This is a genomic window from Prescottella soli (genome assembly GCF_040024445.1).
Lineage (GTDB): Bacteria > Actinomycetota > Actinomycetes > Mycobacteriales > Mycobacteriaceae > Prescottella > Prescottella soli.
Genome location: NZ_CP157276.1, coordinates 1,470,108 through 1,490,680, shown reverse-complemented (window position 1 = coordinate 1,490,680; position 20,573 = coordinate 1,470,108). Strand labels below are relative to the sequence as shown.

Sequence of the window (20,573 nt, the reverse complement as noted above, 5' to 3'; positions counted from 1 at the left end):
CGTGCTCACCGCCTCGTGCAGGGTCCGGAGACGTCGCCGAGAAAGTCCGCGACTGCCCTTGCCGAGTTGGTGATCTCGAAGCGTCTCGCGCGTAGCTGCGCCGCGGTGGACAGCCGGCGACGCAGTTCCCGGTCCCCGATGAGGGTGTCCAGTGCTTCGGTGAGCCCGCGGCGGTTGCCGGCTTCGACCAACAGGCCGCTCACGCCCGACTCGACGATCTCGGTGGCGCCTCCCGGACGTGACGCGATCACCGCACATCCCGCCCGCATCCCCTCCACGACGACTTGGCCGAACGGTTCCGCAATGACCGAGCAGTGCACGAGGATGTCGGCTCGGCGCATGTACATCTCGGGATCGTCCACGTGCCCGGTGAAGGTCACCGGGAGACGGAGTTCGGTGCTGAGACGCTCCAGCTCAGCGCGGAAGCGCTCCTCGCCGAAGAATGTTCCCCCCACGATGTAGATGGCCGCAGGCCGCACGGTCGCGTCCGCCACGGCACGCAGGAACACATCCTGGCCCTTCCACGGCGTCAAACGTCCGACGACGGCAATCACTGTGTTCGCCGGATCCCGTTGTTCGCAGCGGCCTTCGTTGCGAGTCTCCTCGATGCCGGGATACGCCACGAGGGCGCGTCTGCGGGGAAGCAACGAGGTCATCGTGGATCTACTGTTGGCGATGTAGCCGCGACTCACCGCCCACCCGAGCACGCGGACGACGATGGCGAGCACCGGGCCGAAGTACTCAGCGGAGATCCTGTCGTGCACCTGCCAGACGAGAGGAAGTCCCGACCGCCGGGCCGCTACCGCGCCGATGATCAACGCTTTCGTACTGGCGGCGACGACGACCGTAGCGCCGGATTCGATCGCGACGGAGCCCAGATCCCAGCCGACTCGGACGAGCCCAGCCGCGCCGGTCAGAAGACGGTAGGGATTGAGATCGCTTACCTTCATCGCACGGCCGTCGAACGTCTCGCACAGGATCCGGATGTCGAATCCATCCGAACGCATCCGCTGTGCCATCGGGCCGTCCTCGCAGAACGCCACGGTGAGGTCGACGCCGAACGCCCGCAACGCTCTTGCCAGGCGCGCGGTGGCGATCTCGGCGCCTGACGGTGCCGCGGTGTGGGTCACGAACAGGGCCTTGGTCACGACGTCAGCTCCCCGTACAGGTCCACATGTCGCTGCGCAGCCGTCGCCCACGAGAACTTCTCCGCATGCGCGCGGCACTGCCGGTGTTCCGGGGCGCGGCCTGCGAGTGCGCCGACGATCCGGTCCGCCAGCGCTTCGGTGTTGCCTGCCCGAACGATCAGCGACCGATCGAGGTCGCTGACAGCATCCGGTAACCCGCCGCAGTCGGTGACGATGGGGGCGCGGCCGGCCGCCAGCGACTCGAGGGCGATCAGTCCGAATCCTTCCAGCGCCACCGAGGGGACGACCGTGATCGTCGCCTGCTGGTACAGGGAGGCCAGCCGTACATCGTCGATGCGACCCGCGAACGTGACCGAATCACCGACTCCGGATCGGGCCGCCTGCATTCGCAGAGCGGCCTCCTCGCTGCCCGTCCCGACAATGACCAATCGCGCGTCGTGGTGTGCGGCGACCACGTCCGGCCACGCGTCGAGCAGCACGTGTACACCCATTCGCCGCTCGAGTCGGCGCACGCACAGGACGGTACCGGCAGACCCGGAAGCGTCGGAAGTGTGGAACCGATTCAGGTCGACGCCGGGCGGAATAATCCTGATTCGGTCCTCGGGGACACGGTAAGTCTGCGTGAGTACATCCTTGAAATGCCCTGAGAGCACCACATATCGGTCCGCTCCGGCATACCGGACACGCTCGATCCAGTACTTGGCACGTGCGGCGAACTCGACGGAACCGGCCATTCGACTCTCGTCCGCCCACGGCCCGTGGAAGTGCACCACCAGTGGATGCCGGCCGCGACGCCCGAGGGGCGAGCGTCCGTACAGGCTGAAGTGGCGGTCGATGATCGCGCCGCGCGGCAGGTCGGTGCGGTCCTGGAACGCGGAGAATGCACGGTGGAGCGTCGATCCACCGGTCGGCCCCCAGCTCCGACCGCCTGCTTCGGAACTGCCGAATGCTATTGCAGACAAGTCGATCCCGGGATGGCTACGTAGGGACAGATACAAGTCGGTGAAGTAACGGTTGAGTCCACCAGGCAGAGCATCGAACCACTCGGATCCGGTCATGTGGACACGCAGGAGTCCGGTGCGATGGCGTTCGTTCAGGGTGCGTGCCGTCGAAGTCATGGAGTTCCCGTCGGGTGTCGGGTACATGGTGGGCGATGGTGCAGAGGCCTGGAGTGGAACAACGTCTAGGAAAGTCGAAATGGAATATGTTGTCACGTAGAGAATTTCAAGATATCCGATTCCCGTGGCGGTGCGAGGGGAATGTGAGTCTTCAATTTCGGTCGGGGAGCGAAGGGGGCGACCCGGTCCATTTCGCAGACGTCGCCTCCCGTCCGGTGGTACAGTCCCGCACAAGTTCGGCCGGGGGAACTCCACGCGTGGCCGCTCGGAATGTGGCCCCTCAACGGTGATGGATTCCCAATCTCATTGGGGGCTTTGATGACTGCATCGATCTCCGTCTGTGTGCCGGCATACAATGCGGCACGCACGCTCGAGGCGACCTTGCGCTCGATTCTCGACCAGGACGTCGACTTCGACGTCCTCGTGCTCGACAACGCGACTGAGGACGGCACTGCGGATATCGCCCGCTCGTTCGCCGACCCGCGGGTCCGCGTCGAGCGGAACGAGAAAGTGCTCGGCATCGGCGACAACTGGAACAAGCTCGTGGGGTTGTCGACCGGGGACCTCGTGAAGATTGTCTGTGCAGACGACCTCCTCCGTCCCGGATCGATCGAATCGCAGGCCAGTGTCTTGGCTGATACCGCGATCACGCTGACATCTGCCCGGTTCGATGTCATCGACGAGGCTGGGGAGATCACAGAGAGCGGCCTGGGAATCCCGGGGCTCGACGGTTGGCAATCGCCCCGTACGCTCGCTCGTAGCATTGTCCGACGCGGACCGGCGGACTTCGGTCCCACGGCAGCAGCGATGTTCCGGCGTGAGCACTTCGATCGGGTAGGTGGCTTCAGGGGCGACTTGGTCTTCCCGATGGACGTGGATCTATTCGTTCGCGTCTCATCCTTCGGCATGTTCTTCGGAATGTCCGAATGTATTGCGGCATGGCGTGACTCGGACTTCAACCTGTGCAGCAGGACGTCCTCGTTCAGCAAGTTGACGGACATGATGCGCTTTCACCACCGAATCGCGAAGGAATACTCGGATCTGGTTTCCATGGGGGACGTGATCGCCGGCGACGCGAGATTGGCGCGTGCGGCACTCGAGCGGGTTTCGGTGCGATCGCGCGGGCTGGTCGCGTCCGTGCGCCCCTGAGTTGTCGCTCGGCGGTTCCCCGTGCACGTCAGCCACCCTTCATCGTGAGCACGGCTGACACAGTCCTCAACACGATCTTGGTGTCGAACCACAGTCCCCAGTTCTCGATGTAGTAGTTGTCATGCCTGGCACGCGACGAGATCGACGTGTCGCCACGCAGGCCGTTCACCGCGGCCCAGCCGGTCAATCCTCCCGGAACACGCTGTCGTGCAGAGTAATCAGGAACTGTCACGTTGAACTGTTCGACGAAGTGTGGCCGCTCCGGGCGTGGACCGACGAGCGTCATATCGCCGCGGACGACGTTCCACAACTGCGGCAGTTCGTCGAGGGATGTCGAGCGAAGGAGTTTGCCGACGCGCCCGAGTCGTGCGTCGTTCGCGATGCACCAGTTGGTGGCTGCTTCGTTCTCGTTCGCCGGCATCAGAGTGCGAAACTTCAGCAGCTCGAAGGCCTTTCCGTCCATGGTTATTCTCTTTTGCCGGAACAGGATCGGCGCCGACCGATCCGAGAGCCACACTGCTGTGGCGGTAACGAGGAGAGCTGGTGCAAGGAAGGCCATTGCGGCAGCGGCGATCAGTCGACCCATCCACAGTTTGATCCCCCACCGCAACGAACGATGGGCGGTTCGCCGGATCCTTCTGAGCGGAACCGCGCCAAGTCTCTCCATGTCGCCAGTCATCGCAGTCATCTCCCACAGCCGTGGAACGACATAGATCTCGCAGTCGAGGCGGTCGCACTCGCGCAGAACTCTCAGTGTGTCGGAGTCGTCGAGTGGTGTGAACGCGAGGAGGACCGTCTCGATGCGCTCGGATGTGATCACCGTTCGAAGGTCCCCGGCGACGGATGGTGCGGGACTACCTTGGTCCGAAGCTCGAGGGATTTCGTCGAGAATCCCGACCAACTCGAGCCCACTCGCTGGCCCGTCTGCGATTGCCTCTGCGAGGATCGAGGCGACCGTACCCCCACCGACGATGACGGTGCGCTGCCTGTGACGCGGGTTCCGCCTGAGCCGCCGTTCGACTGCGTAGGCCGCGGTGCGGGACATCGTCACGAACGCCAAGCTCGCCGTGGCCAGTTCGATGGCGTCGAAGGCCGAACCGGCAGGCACGAATGCCAATGTGGTGACGACGCCGGCAACCAGGCTGGCGGCGAGCATGCGGGGCACTTCGTCGAGCGCCGAAAGGGTCAGGTGTGCGCGGTATGAGCCCACTACCGCCATGATCAGAACGAGCGTCACCGTGGCGGGGATCGGGTTGCCGATGGGCGTGAGCGCAAAGGCCGCGGGGAGCGCCGCGAGGTCCACGAGGAGCGGCAGCATATCGACGTGTGCCCGCAGTCTCGACGTGAGGAGCCTTGGAGTGCGTGGGCCCGGGGGCGCTGATCGGGTTTCGGCGACGGCGACGGCGACGGTGTCGTCGTCGCGAATGAGCCGTGCTCGGGGAAGCCGCACGGATCGCGGGCCACGGCGAACATTGGTGGTCACGGGTGCACCTCATTTCCGACGTCGAAGGAGTCCCGCCGGGAGCGCCGGCTTGTCGTGGGCGCCGGCGGAGTTCCGTCCGCGGCGATCCGCCACCGACCGTCGAGTTCGGGATAGTGCCGCTGCACTTCGGGCAGCAGATCGGGCAGAGTCAGCAGGACTCGGTCAGGCCGGGCCTGTAGCAGTTGTTCGGGGGAGATGATCGGAACGTCGGTTCCGGGCATCCGGCGGCCCTGCTTGGCGTAGGAGGCGTCAGCCACCGCCGTGACGAGAGTGCGATCCACACCGGCACGAGCGAACAAGGACACCGATCGGGATGCGGCACCGTACGCAAAGATCCGGCGCTCTCGCCGGGCCTCCGACTCGAGCCATGTCCGCAGGGTTGCGGCTTGCTCGTCAGCAGTGCCTTGCAACTGGTGGATCATTGCGGCCACGGTTACCCCGGCTGCGGCCTCTTCCGCGAGGATCCGTCGGACGGCTGGTGCCGGCCGCGTACCCGGCGTTCGTTGCGCGGCGAGCAATACGGTGCCGCCGTACAGATCGAATTCCCAGGCGTCGACCACGTGCAGTCCCGCGTCGTGGAGTAGGCGCTGCAGCGCGGTCAGCGAATAGTATGCGAAGTGACCGTGCCGCAGCGCATTCCATTCTCCGCTCGACAGAATCGCCGCGAGCGAATGGAACTGCAGCAGCAGGACGCCGTCGTCGGCGACCGCTGCGGCGCGCTCACGGAAAGCTGCCCGCTGGTCGGGCTCGTGCATGATTCCGAACGAATCGAGCACCACCGCGGCCGGCGTGCCGGGGGCCTCCACCTGGAACCCGCGCTCGGCGAGGAGCGGTAGCCAAGTGCCGCCGTGGGGGCTGCCGAACTCGACAACCGTCCGGCCGCGCAGCCAACCCTCCGACGCGACGGCCTGCACAGCCGCGACGGCCTGGTCCCTCAATGCCTGCGGTTCGATGCCCAGCGGTACTTCGGGTTCGGTGTCGTCGTCGCCGAGTTGGGCGAGTGCACAGCCGTGGCATAGATGCAGTGTCAGATGATGATTCGATTCATTCTCGGTCACGGGAGTTGCCGCGGGAGGAAAGTGGTCCGCGGCGGGAACCCAACCGAGATCGAGGACCGGTTCCAGGTCGCCGCTGCAACCTCGGCACGCCTTCATCGAGGCCGCCAATCTGCGTCAATTGCCCGCTGACGGCGCTTGGAATGGGACAGAATGCAGGAATGCATGTCGAAACGACTTCCCTGGCCGGTGTTTTCGTCCTGCGGCCGGAACTGCATCGGGACCCCCGCGGGTTCTTCACCCGAACATTCGACGCCGGCGTGTTCGATGCACAGACCGGTCCCGACGGTGTCCGAACAGCGAACTTCGTCCAGGACTCGCAGTCCCGGTCGTCGAAGGGCGTGGTTCGTGGCATGCACGGCCGCGCAGGTCGCGGAGAAGCGAAGCTCGTGCGCTGTTCTCGTGGCGCCGTGTACGACGTGCTCGTCGACATCAGGGCCCAGTCGCCGACATTCGGCATGACTCAAGCGTTCATCCTCGACGACGAGGGCTTTCGGCACCTGTTCGTGCCACCGGGATTCCTGCACGGGTTTCAGGTGTTGTCGGAGTTTGCGGACGTCTGCTACCGCATCGATCGTGAGCACGATCAGGCGGAGGACCTTGCTGTGGCGCACGACGACCCCGTCCTGGGAATCGATTGGCCACTGCCCGTCACGCTCATCAGTGAGCGGGACGCCGCTGCTGGGAGCTGGGCCGAGCTTCTGGCCACCCTCCGATAAGACGTACTCATCCATAGGTGACCCCGATCCGGCTCGGACGCAGCGTCTCATCCAGCGATCCCCGGGCCACCAGGGTCTCGAGACGTGCCAGCCGAGTGAACTTTTGGGTGAAATCCCCAGCGACCAGTCCGAACTCTCGGTACCGCCGATACAGTTCGGCGGCCCCGTCTGCGACGCTCCAGCTCGGACGGTAGTCCGGGAATGCGGCGCGGATCGCGGAGAAGTCGACGCGGTACGAACGCGCGTCGGGACCGCTCTCACCGGTGATGACCACTCGGGAATCGGGAACCACGGCGGCGACGGTCTCGGCGATCTCGCGCACCGTGACGTTGTTGTCTTCGTGACCCACGTTGTATGCCGCGCAGTGAATCTTGTCGATCGGAGCGGTCAGTGCGCTCGCGAAGGCACCGGCAATGTCCTGGGCATGCACCAATGGGCGCCACGGCGTGCCGTCGGACAGCACTCGCACCTCCCCTGTGAGGAGCGCAGAGCCGACCAGATTGTTCAGCACGATATCCGCGCGCAGGCGCGGCGAGTAGCCGAACGCGGTGGCGTTCCTCAGGAAAACCGGTGAGAAGTGCGAGTCGGCCATGTCGACGAGGCTGCCCTCGACGCGGACCTTGCTCTCCGCGTAAGGAGTGAGGGGGCGCAGCGATGCGGTCTCGTCGACCAATCCGTCGCCGGCGCTGCCGTACACCGAACAGGTCGACGCGTAGAGGAATCGCCGTACGCCCGCTTCCTTCGCGAGCTGGGCCAGCCGGACCGATGCGTGCTGGTTGATGTCGTACGTGATCTGAGGCGAGAACGATCCGAGTGGATCGTTCGACAGCGCGGCGAGGTGCACGACCGCGTCGAAACCGGTCAGAAGATCAGCGGTGACATCACGGAGATCTACGGTCGTTCCTGGCGGATCCTCCGGACGAGGTCCCAACAGGCAGTCGGCGAACAGACCCGTGTCGAGTCCTGCGATCTCGTGGCCGTGAGACCGCAGGATCGGGACCATGACGGATCCGAGATAGCCCCGGTCACCCGTGACGAGTACGCGCATCTCATTCCCCTCCGAATCTGATCGACGCCTTTTCGAGGACGAACGCCTCGGCGTACTCGTGGTGGCACTGGACTCCCCGCAGGCGCATCAGTCCCCGGAATGCCTGCTCGTCGAACCAGTCGTGATTCGACTGGGAGGGATAGTGCTTACGCAGGATCCGCACCTTCTCCTCGGCGACTGTCGTGGGCAAGGGGTGGTAGATCGCGGCCTGCGGGGTGTCCGATTCCCACTTGAGAATCTCGTACCCGAAGATCAGGTGGTCGCGGAAGACGGTCGGCACCAACTCTGCCAACAGCCTGTGGTCCTGATGGGCGTCGCGGCGGTGCGGTGCGAACACCAGATCCGGGTCGGATCCGCTCCGGAACGCCTCGAGTGCGGATTTGACGCGACCCCAATGCGCTGGCGCGTGGCCGTCCGGCACCTCGAGGACGGTCAACTCGAGTTCGGCGCCGGGGCACAGGGCTGCGAGGGCGTGACGTTCCTCGTCCTCCCTCTGACTTCCCTTACCGGACAGTACAATTGCTCTGATTCGCAGTCTCGATACGGAATAGGCGAGGGTCATCAGCGATCCGCCCATCCCGATCGCGATGTCGTCACAGTGAGCGCCGAGGACGGCGATCTCCCTTATCTGGGAGGTGCGGAGGTCTTTCATGTGCGTGCGCCCGGAGTCGGCTGCTCCCAGACCGTCCAGGGGTGGATTCCCCGGGCGAAATCATGATCCAGTTCGGCGCGTTCCTTGAACGTATCGGCCGGCTTCCAGAAGCCCTCGTGGCGGTAGCCGAACAGTCGGCCCTCGCCGGCCAGCGTGGTGCACACGTCGCCGACCAGATCGCCACCGGGTGGAAGCAGATCGAAGATCTTCTGGCTGAGGACGAAGTACCCCCCGTTTTCCCAGATCGGGAACTCCGTCACCGGGGTGATCTGCTTGACCTCGCCGTTGTCCTGGACGTCGACGCAATGGAACGACGACTGCGGCGGCACCACCAGCATGGAAGCCGTCGCGCCGGACGCGTGGTACGCGTCGACGACCTTGTCCAGCGGGGCATCGGTGAGGACATCCGCATAGTTCGCAAGGAAGTACTCGTCACCATCGAGGTGATCACGCACTCGGCGGAGTCGCTCACCGATCGACGATTCGAGTCCGGTATCGACGAAAGTGATCGACCAGTCGCCGATATCGCTGTTCAGCAACTCGATCTCATCGCCCCGCAGAACGAAGTCGTTGGATTGTTCCTCGTGGTAGTCGAGGAAGAATTCTTTGATGCTCGCGGCCCCGTAGCCGAGGCAGAGGATGAACTCTTTGTGGCCGTAGTGTGCGTAGTACCGCATGATGTGCCAGAGCAGCGGCCTCGGCCCGACCATCTGCATCGGCTTCGGCGTGACGTCGTCGTGTGCATTGCGCATGCGCATGCCGTATCCGCCGCAGAACAGAACAACTTTCACGGCTCCTCCTGGGTTCGTCGTTGATCAGCCGATTGCGGTGTGCAGTGACGGGAGCGGAAACACAAGCCGGCCACCCCATTTCGAGATGAACTGCAACTGTTCGGTCAGCTCGGGCTCGAGATTCCAAGGCAATCCCAGTACCACGTCGGGACGGTCCTTCTCGAGTTGCTCGGGTTCCAGGATCGGCAGTCGCGTCCCCGGGGTGTACCTGCCGTGCTTGTAAGGATTGCGGTCGACCGTGTACTCGAGTAGGTCCGGGCGAATTCCGCAGTAGTTCAACAAGGTATTGCCTTTGCCCGGCGCGCCGTATCCGACCACGGACAGGCCTTGTCGGCGACAGTCGAGTAGGAAGCGCAACAGTTCCTGCCTTGCAGTACGCGCGCGGGGTTCCAGGTGGCGATAGCCGTCGATGTCGTGGAGGCCGGCCTGCCGTTCCTGGTCGAGCACGGCGGCGACCCGGGGGCTCGGTGCCCCAGCCGCGCCGGAGGGGCGCGCCCAGAGGCGGATCGAGCCTCCGTGCGTGTCCAGAAGTTCCACGTCCACCACGGTCAGATCGCCGACAGCGAGGGCGCGCTGCGCGGAGAGCACGGTGTAGTACTGGAAGTGCTCGTGGTAGATCGTGTCGAACTGACCGAGGGTTACAAGGTTCAGCGCGTGATGCACTTCGATACTGATCCACCCGTCGTCGTCGACCAGTGTCCGCAGGGCGCGGGTGAAACCGCGCAGGTCCGGGACGTGCGCGTACACGTTGTTCGCCACCACCAGATCTGCCGGGCCGTACTCCTCGCGGATGCCGCACGCGAGCGCCTCGTCCAGGAACGCGGTCAGGGTTGGAATGCCGGCCTCGCGTGCCGCCGTGCTGACGTTGATGGAGGGCTCGATGCCGAGGCACGGGATTTCGGCTGCGACAGCATGTTTCAGCAAGTACCCGTCATTGCTGGCGACTTCGATGATCGAGGATGATCGGTCCAATCCGAGTCGGCTGATCGACTGGTCGACGAACTGCCGCGCGTGCTCCACCCAGGTATCCGAGTAGGAAGAGAAGTAGGCGTACTCGGTGAACGTGTCCTCAGGTGTCACGAGGGCCGGGATCTGCAGCAGCATGCAGTCAGCGCACAGGCGGAGGTGCAGCGGATAAGTCGACTCGGGAAGGTCGAGGTCCTCCGTGGTCAGGAACAGCTCGCAAGGGGGAGTCGCGCCCAGGTCCAGGACGCTGACAAGTCGTTCGGAGTCGCACAGGCGGCACTTCATGGACACGCACCTCCGGGTCGTTGCCCCGCGGTCCGGTGACGATTGCCGAGGGCGCTTCGGGTCGACCCGACCAATAAACCATACTGAAATGCGGTCAGATGCTGGAAGAACAAACTTTCCCCCTGTTTTACCGGAGTGTTGCTCTCGCGTGAAGGGCCGCGATGGTGCACCCATCCGCAAGAATGGGCGTTACATCCGGATTGGTGGGCGGTTCATCCATGATTGGGGTCATTTATCGCCGGTCGATGGGCTGCGGAAAGAGTCCCCAGGTATCTTTCTGGCTTTCGATTGCACGGCACAGACGGTTTCGGCCACCTCTACACGCCTTGTCGATTACCGTCTTGCTGCCGGAGACCGTTTCGTCGCGACGATCGAGGTGTTCCGCGGTGAAGCCGATGTCGTGCGGGAAGGTCGACCTCGCGGACGCGGTCGATCCGACCCGACGCGGGCCGAAGTAGCCCAGTGATCAGCCGTGGCGGCGTGGGCTTGCCTGCTCCGGTCCGGCCGGCGAATCTGGAACGGTCTCTCCCCAAGCGGGATTCGGGAAGTTCACGAGAACAGGAACGGTTGCCTTCCGCTGTGCCCGGCGATGGCGGGCACGGGAACGACAGGCGCGATTCTGTCGGCCGCCGAGGCGCGGATCGTGCCTTCTCGGTCAAGGCCGCTGGTAAGTCCGGTGGGTTGCCGAGTCGGATGTTTTCGGGGGAGGCGTCACGCCTCGAACAGCGTCGACCCCCAGTAACCGCCGTCGCCGACGCCCGGCGGTACCGCGAACACCGCGGAACCGACGTGCTTGATGTACTCGTTGAGCGCGTCGTTGCGGGAGAGGTTCTGCTGCATCGGCACGAACTGCTTCTGTGGATCGCGGCAGTAGGCGATGAAGAACAGTCCGGCATCGAGGTGGCCGAATCCGTCTGTGCCGTCGGTGAAGTTGTAGCCGCGGCGCAGGATCTGGATGCCGCCCAGTTCCTCGGCGGACGCGAGCCGCACGTGCGCGTCCTTGTCGATCACCGGCTTGCCGCCCGCGCCCTTGGCGTCGAGTTGGAGGTCGTCGAACTCGTCCTTCCGGCCGAGCGGGGCGCCACTGCCCTTGGTGCGTCCGAACACCCGCTCCTGCTCGTGCAGGGTGGTGCGGTCCCACGGTTCGATGAGCATCCGGATCCGCCGGGCCACGAGGTACGAACCGCCGGCCATCCACGCCTGGTCGTCCTGCGGGTCCACCCAGACGAACTCCGACACCGCCGCCGGGTCCTCGGCCTTGATGTTGCGCGTTCCGTCCTTGAACCCGAACAGGTTTCGCGGCGTCGTCTGGCTCGTCGAGGTCGACGACGTGCGGCCGAACCCGAGTTGCGACCAGCGCACCGCGACCACGCCGAAGCCGACCCGGGCGAGGTTGCGTACCGCGTGCACCGCGACCTGCGGGTCGTCGGCGCACGCCTGGATTGCGATGTCGCCGCCCGAGCGCGCGGGCTCGAGAGCGTCGCCGGTGAACTTCGGCAGATCGACCAGGGCCGCCGGCTTCTTGTCGGCGATGCCGAACCGGTCCTTGCCGTCGACGCCGAACAGTGACGGCCCGAAGCCGATCGTGAGCGTCAGCTTCGAGGCGTGCAGGTCGAGCGCCTCGCCGGTGTCGCTGGGCGGGTTGTACTCGCCGGCGCCGGTCGCTCCGTGCTCGGTGGCCTCCTCGCCGGCGGTCATCCGCGCGGCCATTTCGGTCCACTTCTTCAGCATCGCGATCAGCTCGTCACGCGAATCGGTGATGACGTCGAACGCGACGAAGTGCATGCGATCCTGTGCGGGCGTGACGATTCCGGCCTGATGGGCGCCGCGGAACGGCACCATCTCGGAGGTCGACGCCGCCGCCTCGGGGGCGGTCAGACGCCCCACCGCGACACCCGCGCCCGCGAGCACCGCGCCCGCGCCGACGGCGCCGAAGAGGCGCCGCCGGGACAGGCCCGGACGAGATTCGGGCCGGGCCGTGCCGTCCTGCTGATTACTGTCCTGCGATGACACCCTGCACCTGACTCACTTCTGCGGACAACGCGTCGATCTTCTGCGACAGGGCCTGACGCTGCGGCTCGGTCACGGTGTCGTAGGAGACGAATCCGTCGCCCTGGCGGTACTTCGCGAGCTCGGCGTCGAGGTCGGCGAAGCGCTGATCGATGCGCTTGGCCAGGTCGGCGTTGCGCTCATCGAGGATGGGGCGGACGGCGGCGATGGCTGCCTGCGAGCCGTCGACGTTCGCCTGGAAGTCGTACAGGTCGGTGTGCGAGAAGATGTCCTCCTCGCCGGTGATCTTGGTGCGCGCGATCTCGTCGAGCAGCGTCTGCGCGCCGCCGGCCATCTGGATCGGGTCGATCGCGAAGTCGGGCGCGGCGACACCGTCGACCAGCTCCTGCAGGTCGGCCAGCAGTTGGTCCGCGATCGCGTTCGTGTCGGGCTGCAGACCCTGGGCCCACAGATCCTTCTCCAGGCGGTGGAAGCCGGTCCAGTGCCAGCCCGGCTCGACGTCGACCTCACGCAGATCGAGGCGCGGGTCCAGCTGGTCCGGGAAGCTCGAGCCGATCGGCTCGATGCGCTCGTAGTACGTGCGAGTCGTCGGGTACAGCGCCTTTGCGGTGGCGATGTCGCCGGACTTGATCGCGGCCACGAACTTTGTCACGCTCTCCTGCAGCGCCGCGATCTGGCTGTCGACGTACCGCTTGTAACCGGACGCGGCCTCGACGAGCCGGCTGTCCTGGTCGGTGCCGACCACCGAGTCGCCGGTCACGGTGAACTCGGCTCGAATGCCGTCGCCGACCATGCCCGGCTTGCACGCGGTGTGGTACGTCCCGGCCTCGGCGAGGTTGACGATCAGCTGGCGGGTCAGACCCGGTCCGACGTTCTCGACCTCACCCATCACGCGATCGCCGTCACCGTAGACGTAGAACTCGGTGACCTTGGAACCGTTGTTGGTGATGGAGAAGGTGGTGTTGCCGGTCTCGCCGCTGTTCGCCGAGATATCACAGGTGGTGTCGTTGGCGGTGACCGTGATGGCCTCGCTTTCGGCCGACGACTTGGACGTGCAGGCCGCGAGGGCGAGGGGAGCGATCGCGAGTAGAGCGAGCGCGGAGGTGGTACGACGCACGGGCGGAACCTTTCGAGAAACGGTGCTCAGGAAGCGGCGACGGAGGTGTCTTCGGCGTCCGGCTCGGGCCGCACGGCATCGGAGTCGGGCTTGACGGGGCGGAGGAACAACGGCATCACGACGGCGAGGTAGGCCACCCACGCGACTACCTGGAGGACCGTCGGGTCCGGGCGGAAGTTGAAGATGCCCTGCAGCACGGTGCCGTACCAGCTGGAGACGTCGAACACGGACGAGATGTCGAACGCGAGTGTCGATCCGCCGGGCAGCCAACCGGCGATCTGCAACGCCCGGACGCCGTACGCGAGGATGCCCGCCGCGACGACGACGAGGAACACGCCCGTGTAGCGGAAGAAGCGCGCGAAGTTGATCCGGACCGCGCCCACGTAGAGCAGCACGGTGAGGACGGCGGCGACGACGATCCCGAGCAGCAGACCCACCAGCGGCCACGCACTGCCGGCGGCGTTCTCGGCGTAGCCGACGAGCAGCAGCGCGGTCTCGACGCCTTCGCGGCCGACGGCGAAGAACGCCATCGCGGCCACCGCGGCGGGGCCGATGGCCAGCGCCCGGTTCAACCCGGCGCGCAACTGTCCGGAGATCGAGGATGCGGCGGTGCGCATCCACAGCACCATGGCGGTCACGATCGCGACCGCGACGAGCGATGCGAGACCGCTGATGAGTTCGGCCGCCATCCCGGTCACGGTCGAGGTGCCGAAATGGATGAGGGCGAAGATGGCGACGACCATCGCGACGGCGGCCCCGACACCGGTCCACACCCACTTGAGGGCGTCGCGGCGTCCGGACTTGACCAGGAACGCGACGAGGACCATCACGACGATGCCGGTCTCGAGGCCCTCCCGGACGCCGATCAGTCCGCTGCCGAACAACTGTGTCGCGATGGACGGCGCTTCGGCGCCGGCGGCGAGGACTGACACTGAACGTTCTCCTGGGGCGAGTCGGGACGGCCGGCGTCCTGATCCCGGAGGCGGTCTCTGGGAAGGCAAGGCAAACCTGGAATGGCCGTGGTGAACGTAGCATTCCCTAAGATCGCTTGGAAACCGCCCCCGGGCAGGTCTTTTTGTCCGTAATAGGGCTTTCGTCCCGATGTCGACAAGCGTCACGACCGCGCGGTCTGGATGATGGACGCCGTGACGAGACAAGCCGTGACCCGGAGTGGGGCTCCCCGGACGAACACGGCAGGGATGCCGCCGGACCCCTTTCCTCGGCGACCGCGGCGGCGGCTCCGGACGTTCCTCGTCGTGACGTCGGCGACTCTGGTGGCCGTCGCGGCCGTGACGGTCGCGTCGGGGTTGGACGAGTTCGACCAGCGTCAACCTCGCATCGAGATCCCCGAGGGCATTCCTCCCGGGCCCGGCGCGCCGCTGCCGCCCATCGACGTCGACGCGCCCGGCAGAGCCGCGACGCAGTTGGCGCACTGGGCTGCGCCGCTGTCCGACAGCCTCGCGATCTCGCCCATCGCCCTCGAGGCCTACGGGTACGCGGCCGCGGTCATGGCCCAGTCCCGGCCCGAATGTGGCATCGGGTGGACGACGCTCGCGGGCATCGCCGCCGTCGAGAGCAAGCACGGAACCCACGGTGGGGCGCGGGTCGGGGACGACGGCCTGGTGAGTCCGCCGATCCGGGGCATCGCGCTCGACGGGTCGCCCGGCGTCGCGGAGATCCCCGACACCGACGGCGGCGCGATGGACGGCGACGCCACCCACGACCGGGCGATGGGGCCGCTCCAGTTCATCCCCGAGACGTGGAAGCGGTGGGGTGTCGACGCGAACGGTGACGGGGTCGCGGACCCCGACAGCATCGACGACGCCGCCCTCACCGCCGCGCGCTACCTGTGCGCACGCGGTGGCGACCTCACCACCGAGGACGGGTGGCGCACCGCACTGATGGCCTACAACCTGTCCGGCGAGTACCTCCTGGACGTGCGGGACCGCGCCGCCGCGTACTCGGTGGGGGTCCGGCGGTGACCGGTGCGACACGCGCGCCTCGGCGCGGGAGTCGGTTACTCCGGTTAGGCTCAGACCTGGCACTATGCTTCCGGCGGCTCCCGGCCGCTGGCAAGTGGCGGCTCGCTGCCGCCGCCCGCCCGTAGACAACCCAGACGCTGCCTGTCCGGACCGGCATTGTCCGCCCGGCCGCAGCCGAACGAAGCCGCCGAAGGAGAACCATTCGTGGCCATCATTGAGCAGGTAGGAGCTCGCGAGATCCTCGATTCCCGTGGCAACCCCACGGTGGAGGTCGAGGTGCTGCTCGAGGACGGCAGCTTCGCGCGTGCCGCCGTTCCGTCCGGTGCCTCCACCGGTGAGCACGAGGCCGTCGAGCTGCGTGACGGCGGCGACCGCTACCTGGGCAAGGGTGTCCAGAAGGCCGTCGAGGCCGTGCTCGGCGAGATCGCGCCGGCCATCATCGGCCTCGACGCCACCGAGCAGCGCACCGTCGACCAGGCTCTGCTGGACACCGACGGCACCCCGGACAAGTCCCGCCTCGGCGCGAACGCGCTGCTCGGCGCGTCCCTCGCCGTCGCCCGCGCCGGCGCCGAGAGCTCGGGCCTGGAGCTGTTCCGCTACGTCGGTGGCCCCAACGCCCACGTGCTGCCCGTCCCGATGATGAACATCCTCAACGGTGGCGCCCACGCCGACACCGGTGTCGACGTCCAGGAGTTCATGGTCGCGCCCATCGGTGCGCCCACCTTCAAGGAGTCGCTGCGCTGGGGTGCCGAGGTGTACCACTCGCTCAAGGCCGTCCTGAAGCAGAAGGGCCTGTCCACCGGACTCGGTGACGAGGGTGGCTTCGCTCCCGACGTCGCCGGCACCCGTGAGGCGCTGGACCTGATCAGCGAGGCCATCGCCAAGACCGGCCTCAAGCTGGGCACCGACGTCGCGCTGGCGCTCGACGTCGCGGCCACCGAGTTCTACACCGACGGCACCGGCTACAAGTTCGAGGGCAAGATCCGCACCGCCGAGGAGATGGGCGCGTTCTACGCCGAGCTGCTCGGCCAGTACCCGCTGGTCTCGATCGAGGATCCGCTGGACGAGGACGACTGGAGCGGCTGGGTCGCGCTCACCGAGCAGATCGGCAACAAGATCCAGCTCGTCGGCGACGACCTGTTCGTCACCAACCCGGAGCGTCTCGAGGAGGGCATCGCCAAGGGCGCCGCCAACGCTCTGCTGGTGAAGGTCAACCAGATCGGCACGCTCACCGAGACGCTGGACGCCGTCGACCTGGCGCACCGCAGCGGCTACAAGACGATGATGAGCCACCGCTCGGGCGAGACCGAGGACACCACGATCGCCGATCTGGCCGTCGCGGTCGGCAGCGGTCAGATCAAGACCGGTGCGCCCGCTCGCAGCGAGCGTGTCGCGAAGTACAACCAGCTGCTGCGCATCGAGGAGAGCCTCGGCGACGCCGCCCGCTACGCCGGCGAGCTGGCCTTCCCGCGCTTCGTGTTCGAGGGTGCCGCCAGCTGATGAACCAGCGCGGTAGGTCGCGGTCGGGTCGCCCGGGTGGGCGTCCCGCTCGCCGCGGTACCGGATCGGACCAGGGGCCGCGGCGCCCCTCGCGGATTCGGTCCGGCGCGCCTACCGCAGCTACCGACCGCCTCCAGGCGGCCGCCCCGGGGGACTCCGGGGCGGCCGGCCGAGGCGGTACCGACGCAGCCACCTCGTCCCGTGCCCGCGCGTCGCGCCGCACGGGGCGGGGATCGGCTCCCGCCAGGTCCGAGCGCACGTTCTTCGGGCTCTCGACCGGGCGTGCCGTCATCCTCGGAGTGGTGATCTGCGCGTTGGCGCTCACCCTCGCGGTGCCGCTGCGCACCTACCTGACCCAGCGTTCCGAGGCCGATCGGCTGGCCTCCGAACAGCTGCAGCTCGAACGGCAGCTCGAGGAACTGCAGCGGCAGAAGGAACAGATCGACGATCCCGCGTGGATCGCCTCGCAGGGCCGCGAGCGGCTGGGCCTGGTACGGCCGGGGGAGACGCCGTACAAGGTGCAGTTGCCCGGTGACTACAAGCCGCCGCAGAAGGATGCACCGCCCCCACCGCCGTCCACCGGCGCCTGGCACAGTGATCTCTGGCAGCGGCTCACCGAACCGCCGCCCACCACCGAGCCTCGACCAGATGCACCGCCGGCGGCCCCCGCGGTGCCGGCTCCCGCACCAGAAGAACCAGGAGTACCCACCGGGTGAGCGAATCGTCCGTCCCCCAGGAAGACCTCGACGCGGTGGAGGCCCAGCTGGGCCGTGTCCCGCGCGGAGTGCTCGCCATCGCCTACCGGTGCCCGGACGGGCTTCCCGGCGTCGTCAAGACCGCTCCCCGGCTCCCGGACGGCACCCCCTTCCCGACGCTCTACTACCTCACCGACCCCCGCCTGACCGCGGAGGCGAGCCGGCTCGAGTCCGCCGGTGTGATGCGTGAGATGACCGAGCGGATCGGGACCGATCCCGAACTCGCCGCGGCATACCTCAGGGCCCACGAGTCCTACCTCGCCGAACGTAATGAAATCGATTCCCTGGGAACGGATTTCACCGGCGGTGGCATGCCGGACCGGGTCAAGTGCCTGCACGTGCTCATCGCGCACTCCCTCGCGAAGGGGCCGGGTGTCAACCCGCTCGGCGACGAGGCCGTCTCGCTCGCCGCACGAGGTGACCTGCGGGGCACCGCGATTCCGGCCGACTGGCCCGAATACCGCGGCCCGTTCACCGAGGGCGACGAGTGACCAGGGTCGCCGCGATCGACTGCGGCACCAACTCGATCCGACTGCTCGTCGCGGACGCCGACGAGAACGGACGGCTGACCGACGTGACCCGGCTGATGCGCATCGTGCGCCTCGGGCAGGGCGTCGACGCCAACGGTGCCTTCGCACCCGAGGCGATCGAGCGCACCCGCGTCGCGCTCACCGAGTACGCCGACATCATCCGCGAGACCGGCGCGACCGCCGTACGGATGGTCGCGACGTCGGCCGCCCGCGACGCCGCGAACCGCGAGGACTTCTTCGCGATGACCCGGGAGGTGCTGGGTGCGGTGATCCCCGGCGCCGAAGCGGAGGTCATCACCGGTGACGAGGAGGCGCGACTGTCGTTCGCGGGCGCGGTCGGCGAACTCGACTCCGCCGCGGGGCCGTTCGTCGTGGTCGATCTCGGCGGCGGATCCACCGAGGTCGTCCTCGGCGACGACACCGGCGTCCACGCCGCATACTCCACCGACGTGGGCTGCGTGCGGGTGACCGAGCGGTGCCTGCACGACGACCCGCCGACCGCCGAGCAGGTCTCTGCGGCACGCGAATTCGCGGCCGAGCGGCTCGCGGAGGCATTCGCCCGCGTGCCCGTCGAGCAGGCGCACACGTGGGTCGGCGTGGCCGGGACGATGACGACGCTGTCGGCCGTCGCGCAGAACCTGCCCGAGTACGACGCCGACCGAGTGCACCTGTCGCGGCTCAGCCTCGCCCAGTTGCACGACGTCGCTCACCGTCTCGTGACGATGACGCACGACGAGTGTGCCGCGCTCGGCCCCATGCATCCGGGCCGGGTCGACGTGATCGGCGGCGGCGCGATCGTCACGGCCGTTCTGGCGGACGAACTCTCGCGCCGCGCCGGCATCGGCGAACTCGTTGTCAGCGAACACGACATTCTGGATGGAATTGCAATGTCGGTCCCGCTGGGCGGGTCGTGAATTAGCTCACTATTAGTTCCGCCTACACTGTTCTGAGTTCCACGGTCGTGGGCCACCGGAGTCGGGCCGGTGGTGGGCCCCCATAGCCCAATTGGCAGAGGCAGCGGACTTAAAATCCGCAAAGTGTGGGTTCGAGTCCCACTGGGGGCACAGGTCAGGGCCTATTTCCTGGTCTACCACCGGCCCTCAGCGGCTGAGATTGTCGCGGATTGTCACAGCCGGTGCGGAACTCGCGGCGTGCAGTCGCACAGGGTCCTGTGAACACGACGCCGCTCGAAGCCCCATTTGCAGGGCAACAACTTTCGCCGCTTCTCGGATCGGCGGCGGCGTCAACGCTGACACACCCACAACTCCACCACTCATGCAGCGTTGGCTTTGCCCATGCAGCGTTGGCTTTGCCGCGGACGGCGGCCCGAGGTCGTCACGGCACATCCGCGAACCGTCCGATCAAGGTCGCCACTACGGGTCGGGGTGTTTCGGGTCGTCGTGGGTGTCGATGCCGGCGAACGATGAGATCGCTCGCCGCATGCACTGCTCGAGCTGCACGGCCGATCGGCCCACTGGGGCCGCCACCATGTCCGTCTCCGGCGCCCACAGAACCGCCGAGTCCACCGCAACCGAGGCATCGCGCAGCCCGACCGCCCACGCACCCAGATCTGTGGGCTCGAGAAGCGGATCCCACGCGAGCACCCAGAGTGACAACTGACCCCATTGAAGGTCAGGATTGTCGACCTTGCGCGATTCCACCCCGCCAGTTTCCAGGTGGAATGCCAGGCCCGCTTCACCCGAGGCGGGTGAGACATTCGCGCGATGGTTAGGGTCAGGTGCCACACAGGCCGCGCACACTGCCATCGAAGCGCCGTGCCGCGGTAGCGCTACAAGCCGAGGCTGTCGTACTCGGGCGGAAGGTGTCGGCCGCTGTCCGGGAACCGTCCCAAAACGTCGGGTTCGCGATGGAACTGCCCGATGACCCAGGCAAGGCCCCACCAGTTGCAGGTCGACGTCGTCGGTGTGTGGCGCGTGTGGTGCATCGTGGCCTTCTCCTCTCTCCAGTCATCGGATTGCGGTCATGGTGTCATGTCGGTCCGAGGAGAGGCACCGGTAGAACTACCCGTTGACTTACCTGCCCGAGCGGGGAACGGTGCCCCGGATCTCGCCCGTCACACGACGCCGCCCAACCCGCAACCCCACCGCGCGCGATGCGTTCGGCGTTGTTGCGGGCTGTCGCCCCGCCACGGAGGCATCAACATCCGCGTGGTGACGGGGCCCCTACCCCTCGCTGTCGACGGTGCCCTCGAAACGATGCGCGGTGTAGGCGCTGGCGTCGATGACTGGTCCGCAGTTGATCCAC

At 66.8% G+C, this 20,573-nt stretch carries 19 protein-coding genes and 1 tRNA gene; 8 read left to right on the top strand and 12 right to left on the bottom strand.

Annotated elements, in window-relative coordinates; genetic code table 11:
- Window positions 1-5: 5 nt before the first annotated feature.
- Both ABI214_RS06940 and ABI214_RS06935 read right to left on the bottom strand, forming a co-directional pair.
- Entirely contained in the window at window positions 6-1,148 is a 1,143-nt protein-coding gene (locus ABI214_RS06940; protein WP_348607779.1) for a glycosyltransferase family 4 protein, read from the bottom strand.
- Window positions 1,145-2,206, bottom strand: a complete 1,062-nt coding sequence (locus ABI214_RS06935) for a glycosyltransferase family 4 protein (RefSeq protein ID WP_348611375.1) — start codon at window positions 2,204-2,206, stop codon at window positions 1,145-1,147. Before ABI214_RS06935 ends, ABI214_RS06940 begins: the two co-directional genes overlap by 4 nt.
- A 378-nt stretch (window positions 2,207-2,584) precedes the next feature.
- Between ABI214_RS06935 and ABI214_RS06930 the strand changes: the two genes are divergently transcribed.
- The gene (locus ABI214_RS06930) at window positions 2,585-3,415 is read left to right on the top strand and encodes a glycosyltransferase family 2 protein (protein ID WP_348611370.1); all 831 of its coding nucleotides are present in this window, start codon (window positions 2,585-2,587) and stop codon (window positions 3,413-3,415) included.
- Window positions 3,416-3,443: 28 nt separating this feature from the next.
- Here the strand turns inward: ABI214_RS06930 and ABI214_RS06925 are convergent, their stop codons facing one another.
- On the bottom strand, window positions 3,444-4,898 hold the full coding sequence (locus ABI214_RS06925) for an exopolysaccharide biosynthesis polyprenyl glycosylphosphotransferase (RefSeq protein WP_348607776.1): 1,455 nt from the start codon (window positions 4,896-4,898) through the stop codon (window positions 3,444-3,446).
- Window positions 4,895-6,052, bottom strand: a complete 1,158-nt coding sequence (locus ABI214_RS06920) for a methyltransferase domain-containing protein (protein ID WP_348607773.1) — start codon at window positions 6,050-6,052, stop codon at window positions 4,895-4,897. Before ABI214_RS06920 ends, ABI214_RS06925 begins: the two co-directional genes overlap by 4 nt.
- Window positions 6,053-6,114: 62 nt before the next feature.
- On the opposite strand from ABI214_RS06920, the gene rfbC reads away from it, so the two are divergent.
- Window positions 6,115-6,672: a dTDP-4-dehydrorhamnose 3,5-epimerase gene (gene rfbC, locus ABI214_RS06915; RefSeq protein ID WP_348607770.1), complete on the top strand. Its 558-nt coding sequence runs from the start codon at window positions 6,115-6,117 to the stop codon at window positions 6,670-6,672.
- Between the two features lie 7 nt (window positions 6,673-6,679).
- Here the strand turns inward: rfbC and ABI214_RS06910 are convergent, their stop codons facing one another.
- From ABI214_RS06910 to efeU, 7 genes are all read right to left on the bottom strand, one after another.
- A complete protein-coding gene (locus ABI214_RS06910) occupies window positions 6,680-7,720 on the bottom strand; it encodes an NAD-dependent epimerase/dehydratase family protein (RefSeq protein ID WP_348607767.1) in 1,041 nt (346 codons plus the stop codon).
- Window position 7,721: 1 nt separating this feature from the next.
- On the bottom strand, window positions 7,722-8,372 hold the full coding sequence (locus tag ABI214_RS06905) for a PIG-L deacetylase family protein (protein ID WP_348607764.1): 651 nt from the start codon (window positions 8,370-8,372) through the stop codon (window positions 7,722-7,724).
- The gene (locus ABI214_RS06900; protein WP_348607761.1) at window positions 8,369-9,163 is read right to left on the bottom strand and encodes a glucose-1-phosphate cytidylyltransferase; all 795 of its coding nucleotides are present in this window, start codon (window positions 9,161-9,163) and stop codon (window positions 8,369-8,371) included. The genes ABI214_RS06905 and ABI214_RS06900 overlap by 4 nt, the downstream gene beginning before the upstream one ends.
- 24 nt (window positions 9,164-9,187) lie before the next feature.
- Complete coding sequence (locus tag ABI214_RS06895) at window positions 9,188-10,414, bottom strand: class I SAM-dependent methyltransferase (protein ID WP_348611365.1); 1,227 nt, start codon at window positions 10,412-10,414, stop codon at window positions 9,188-9,190.
- A gap of 711 nt (window positions 10,415-11,125) precedes the next feature.
- Complete coding sequence (efeB, locus tag ABI214_RS06890; RefSeq protein ID WP_348607758.1) at window positions 11,126-12,427, bottom strand: iron uptake transporter deferrochelatase/peroxidase subunit; 1,302 nt, start codon at window positions 12,425-12,427, stop codon at window positions 11,126-11,128.
- Entirely contained in the window at window positions 12,408-13,541 is a 1,134-nt protein-coding gene (gene efeO, locus ABI214_RS06885) for an iron uptake system protein EfeO (RefSeq protein ID WP_348607755.1), read from the bottom strand. Before efeO ends, efeB begins: the two co-directional genes overlap by 20 nt.
- A gap of 26 nt (window positions 13,542-13,567) precedes the next feature.
- Window positions 13,568-14,473: an iron uptake transporter permease EfeU gene (gene efeU / locus ABI214_RS06880; RefSeq protein WP_348607752.1), complete on the bottom strand. Its 906-nt coding sequence runs from the start codon at window positions 14,471-14,473 to the stop codon at window positions 13,568-13,570.
- A gap of 267 nt (window positions 14,474-14,740) precedes the next feature.
- On the opposite strand from efeU, the gene ABI214_RS06875 reads away from it, so the two are divergent.
- The 6 genes from ABI214_RS06875 to ABI214_RS06850 all read left to right on the top strand — a co-directional run bounded on the left by ABI214_RS06875 (window position 14,741) and on the right by ABI214_RS06850 (window position 19,372).
- On the top strand, window positions 14,741-15,523 hold the full coding sequence (locus ABI214_RS06875; RefSeq protein ID WP_408586134.1) for a lytic transglycosylase domain-containing protein: 783 nt from the start codon (window positions 14,741-14,743) through the stop codon (window positions 15,521-15,523).
- A 204-nt stretch (window positions 15,524-15,727) separates the two neighbouring features.
- A complete protein-coding gene (gene eno, locus ABI214_RS06870) occupies window positions 15,728-17,023 on the top strand; it encodes a phosphopyruvate hydratase (protein ID WP_348607746.1) in 1,296 nt (431 codons plus the stop codon).
- A 302-nt stretch (window positions 17,024-17,325) separates the two neighbouring features.
- Window positions 17,326-17,739 (top strand): FtsB family cell division protein, encoded by a 414-nt coding sequence (locus ABI214_RS06865; protein WP_348607743.1) that lies wholly within the window; start codon window positions 17,326-17,328, stop codon window positions 17,737-17,739.
- A complete protein-coding gene (locus ABI214_RS06860) occupies window positions 17,736-18,269 on the top strand; it encodes a DUF501 domain-containing protein (RefSeq protein WP_348607741.1) in 534 nt (177 codons plus the stop codon). Before ABI214_RS06865 ends, ABI214_RS06860 begins: the two co-directional genes overlap by 4 nt.
- Window positions 18,266-19,222 carry a Ppx/GppA phosphatase family protein gene (locus ABI214_RS06855; RefSeq protein ID WP_348607738.1) on the top strand — a complete coding sequence of 319 codons (957 nt, stop codon included), beginning with the start codon at window positions 18,266-18,268 and terminating at the stop codon, window positions 19,220-19,222. The genes ABI214_RS06860 and ABI214_RS06855 overlap by 4 nt, the downstream gene beginning before the upstream one ends.
- Before the next feature lie 76 nt (window positions 19,223-19,298).
- Window positions 19,299-19,372 (top strand) — tRNA-Leu (locus ABI214_RS06850).
- Between the two features lie 309 nt (window positions 19,373-19,681).
- Here the strand turns inward: ABI214_RS06850 and ABI214_RS06845 are convergent.
- Window positions 19,682-19,969: a hypothetical protein gene (locus tag ABI214_RS06845; RefSeq protein WP_348607735.1), complete on the bottom strand. Its 288-nt coding sequence runs from the start codon at window positions 19,967-19,969 to the stop codon at window positions 19,682-19,684.
- Window positions 19,970-20,573: the final 604 nt, after the last annotated feature.

Bases quoted from the DNA above. Each gene is read 5' to 3' on its own strand.
- ABI214_RS06930 (WP_348611370.1), top strand. From the start codon at position 2,585: ATGACTGCATCGATCTCCGTCTGTGTGCCGGCATACAATGCGGCACGC.
- ABI214_RS06920 (WP_348607773.1), bottom strand. From the start codon at position 6,052: ATGAAGGCGTGCCGAGGTTGCAGCGGCGACCTGGAACCGGTCCTCGAT.
- ABI214_RS06935 (WP_348611375.1), bottom strand. From the start codon at position 2,206: ATGACCGGATCCGAGTGGTTCGATGCTCTGCCTGGTGGACTCAACCGT.
- ABI214_RS06910 (WP_348607767.1), bottom strand. From the start codon at position 7,720: ATGCGCGTACTCGTCACGGGTGACCGGGGCTATCTCGGATCCGTCATG.
- ABI214_RS06905 (WP_348607764.1), bottom strand. From the start codon at position 8,372: ATGAAAGACCTCCGCACCTCCCAGATAAGGGAGATCGCCGTCCTCGGC.
- rfbC (WP_348607770.1), top strand. From the start codon at position 6,115: ATGCATGTCGAAACGACTTCCCTGGCCGGTGTTTTCGTCCTGCGGCCG.
- ABI214_RS06895 (WP_348611365.1), bottom strand. From the start codon at position 10,414: ATGAAGTGCCGCCTGTGCGACTCCGAACGACTTGTCAGCGTCCTGGAC.
- ABI214_RS06875 (WP_408586134.1), top strand. From the start codon at position 14,741: ATGCCGCCGGACCCCTTTCCTCGGCGACCGCGGCGGCGGCTCCGGACG.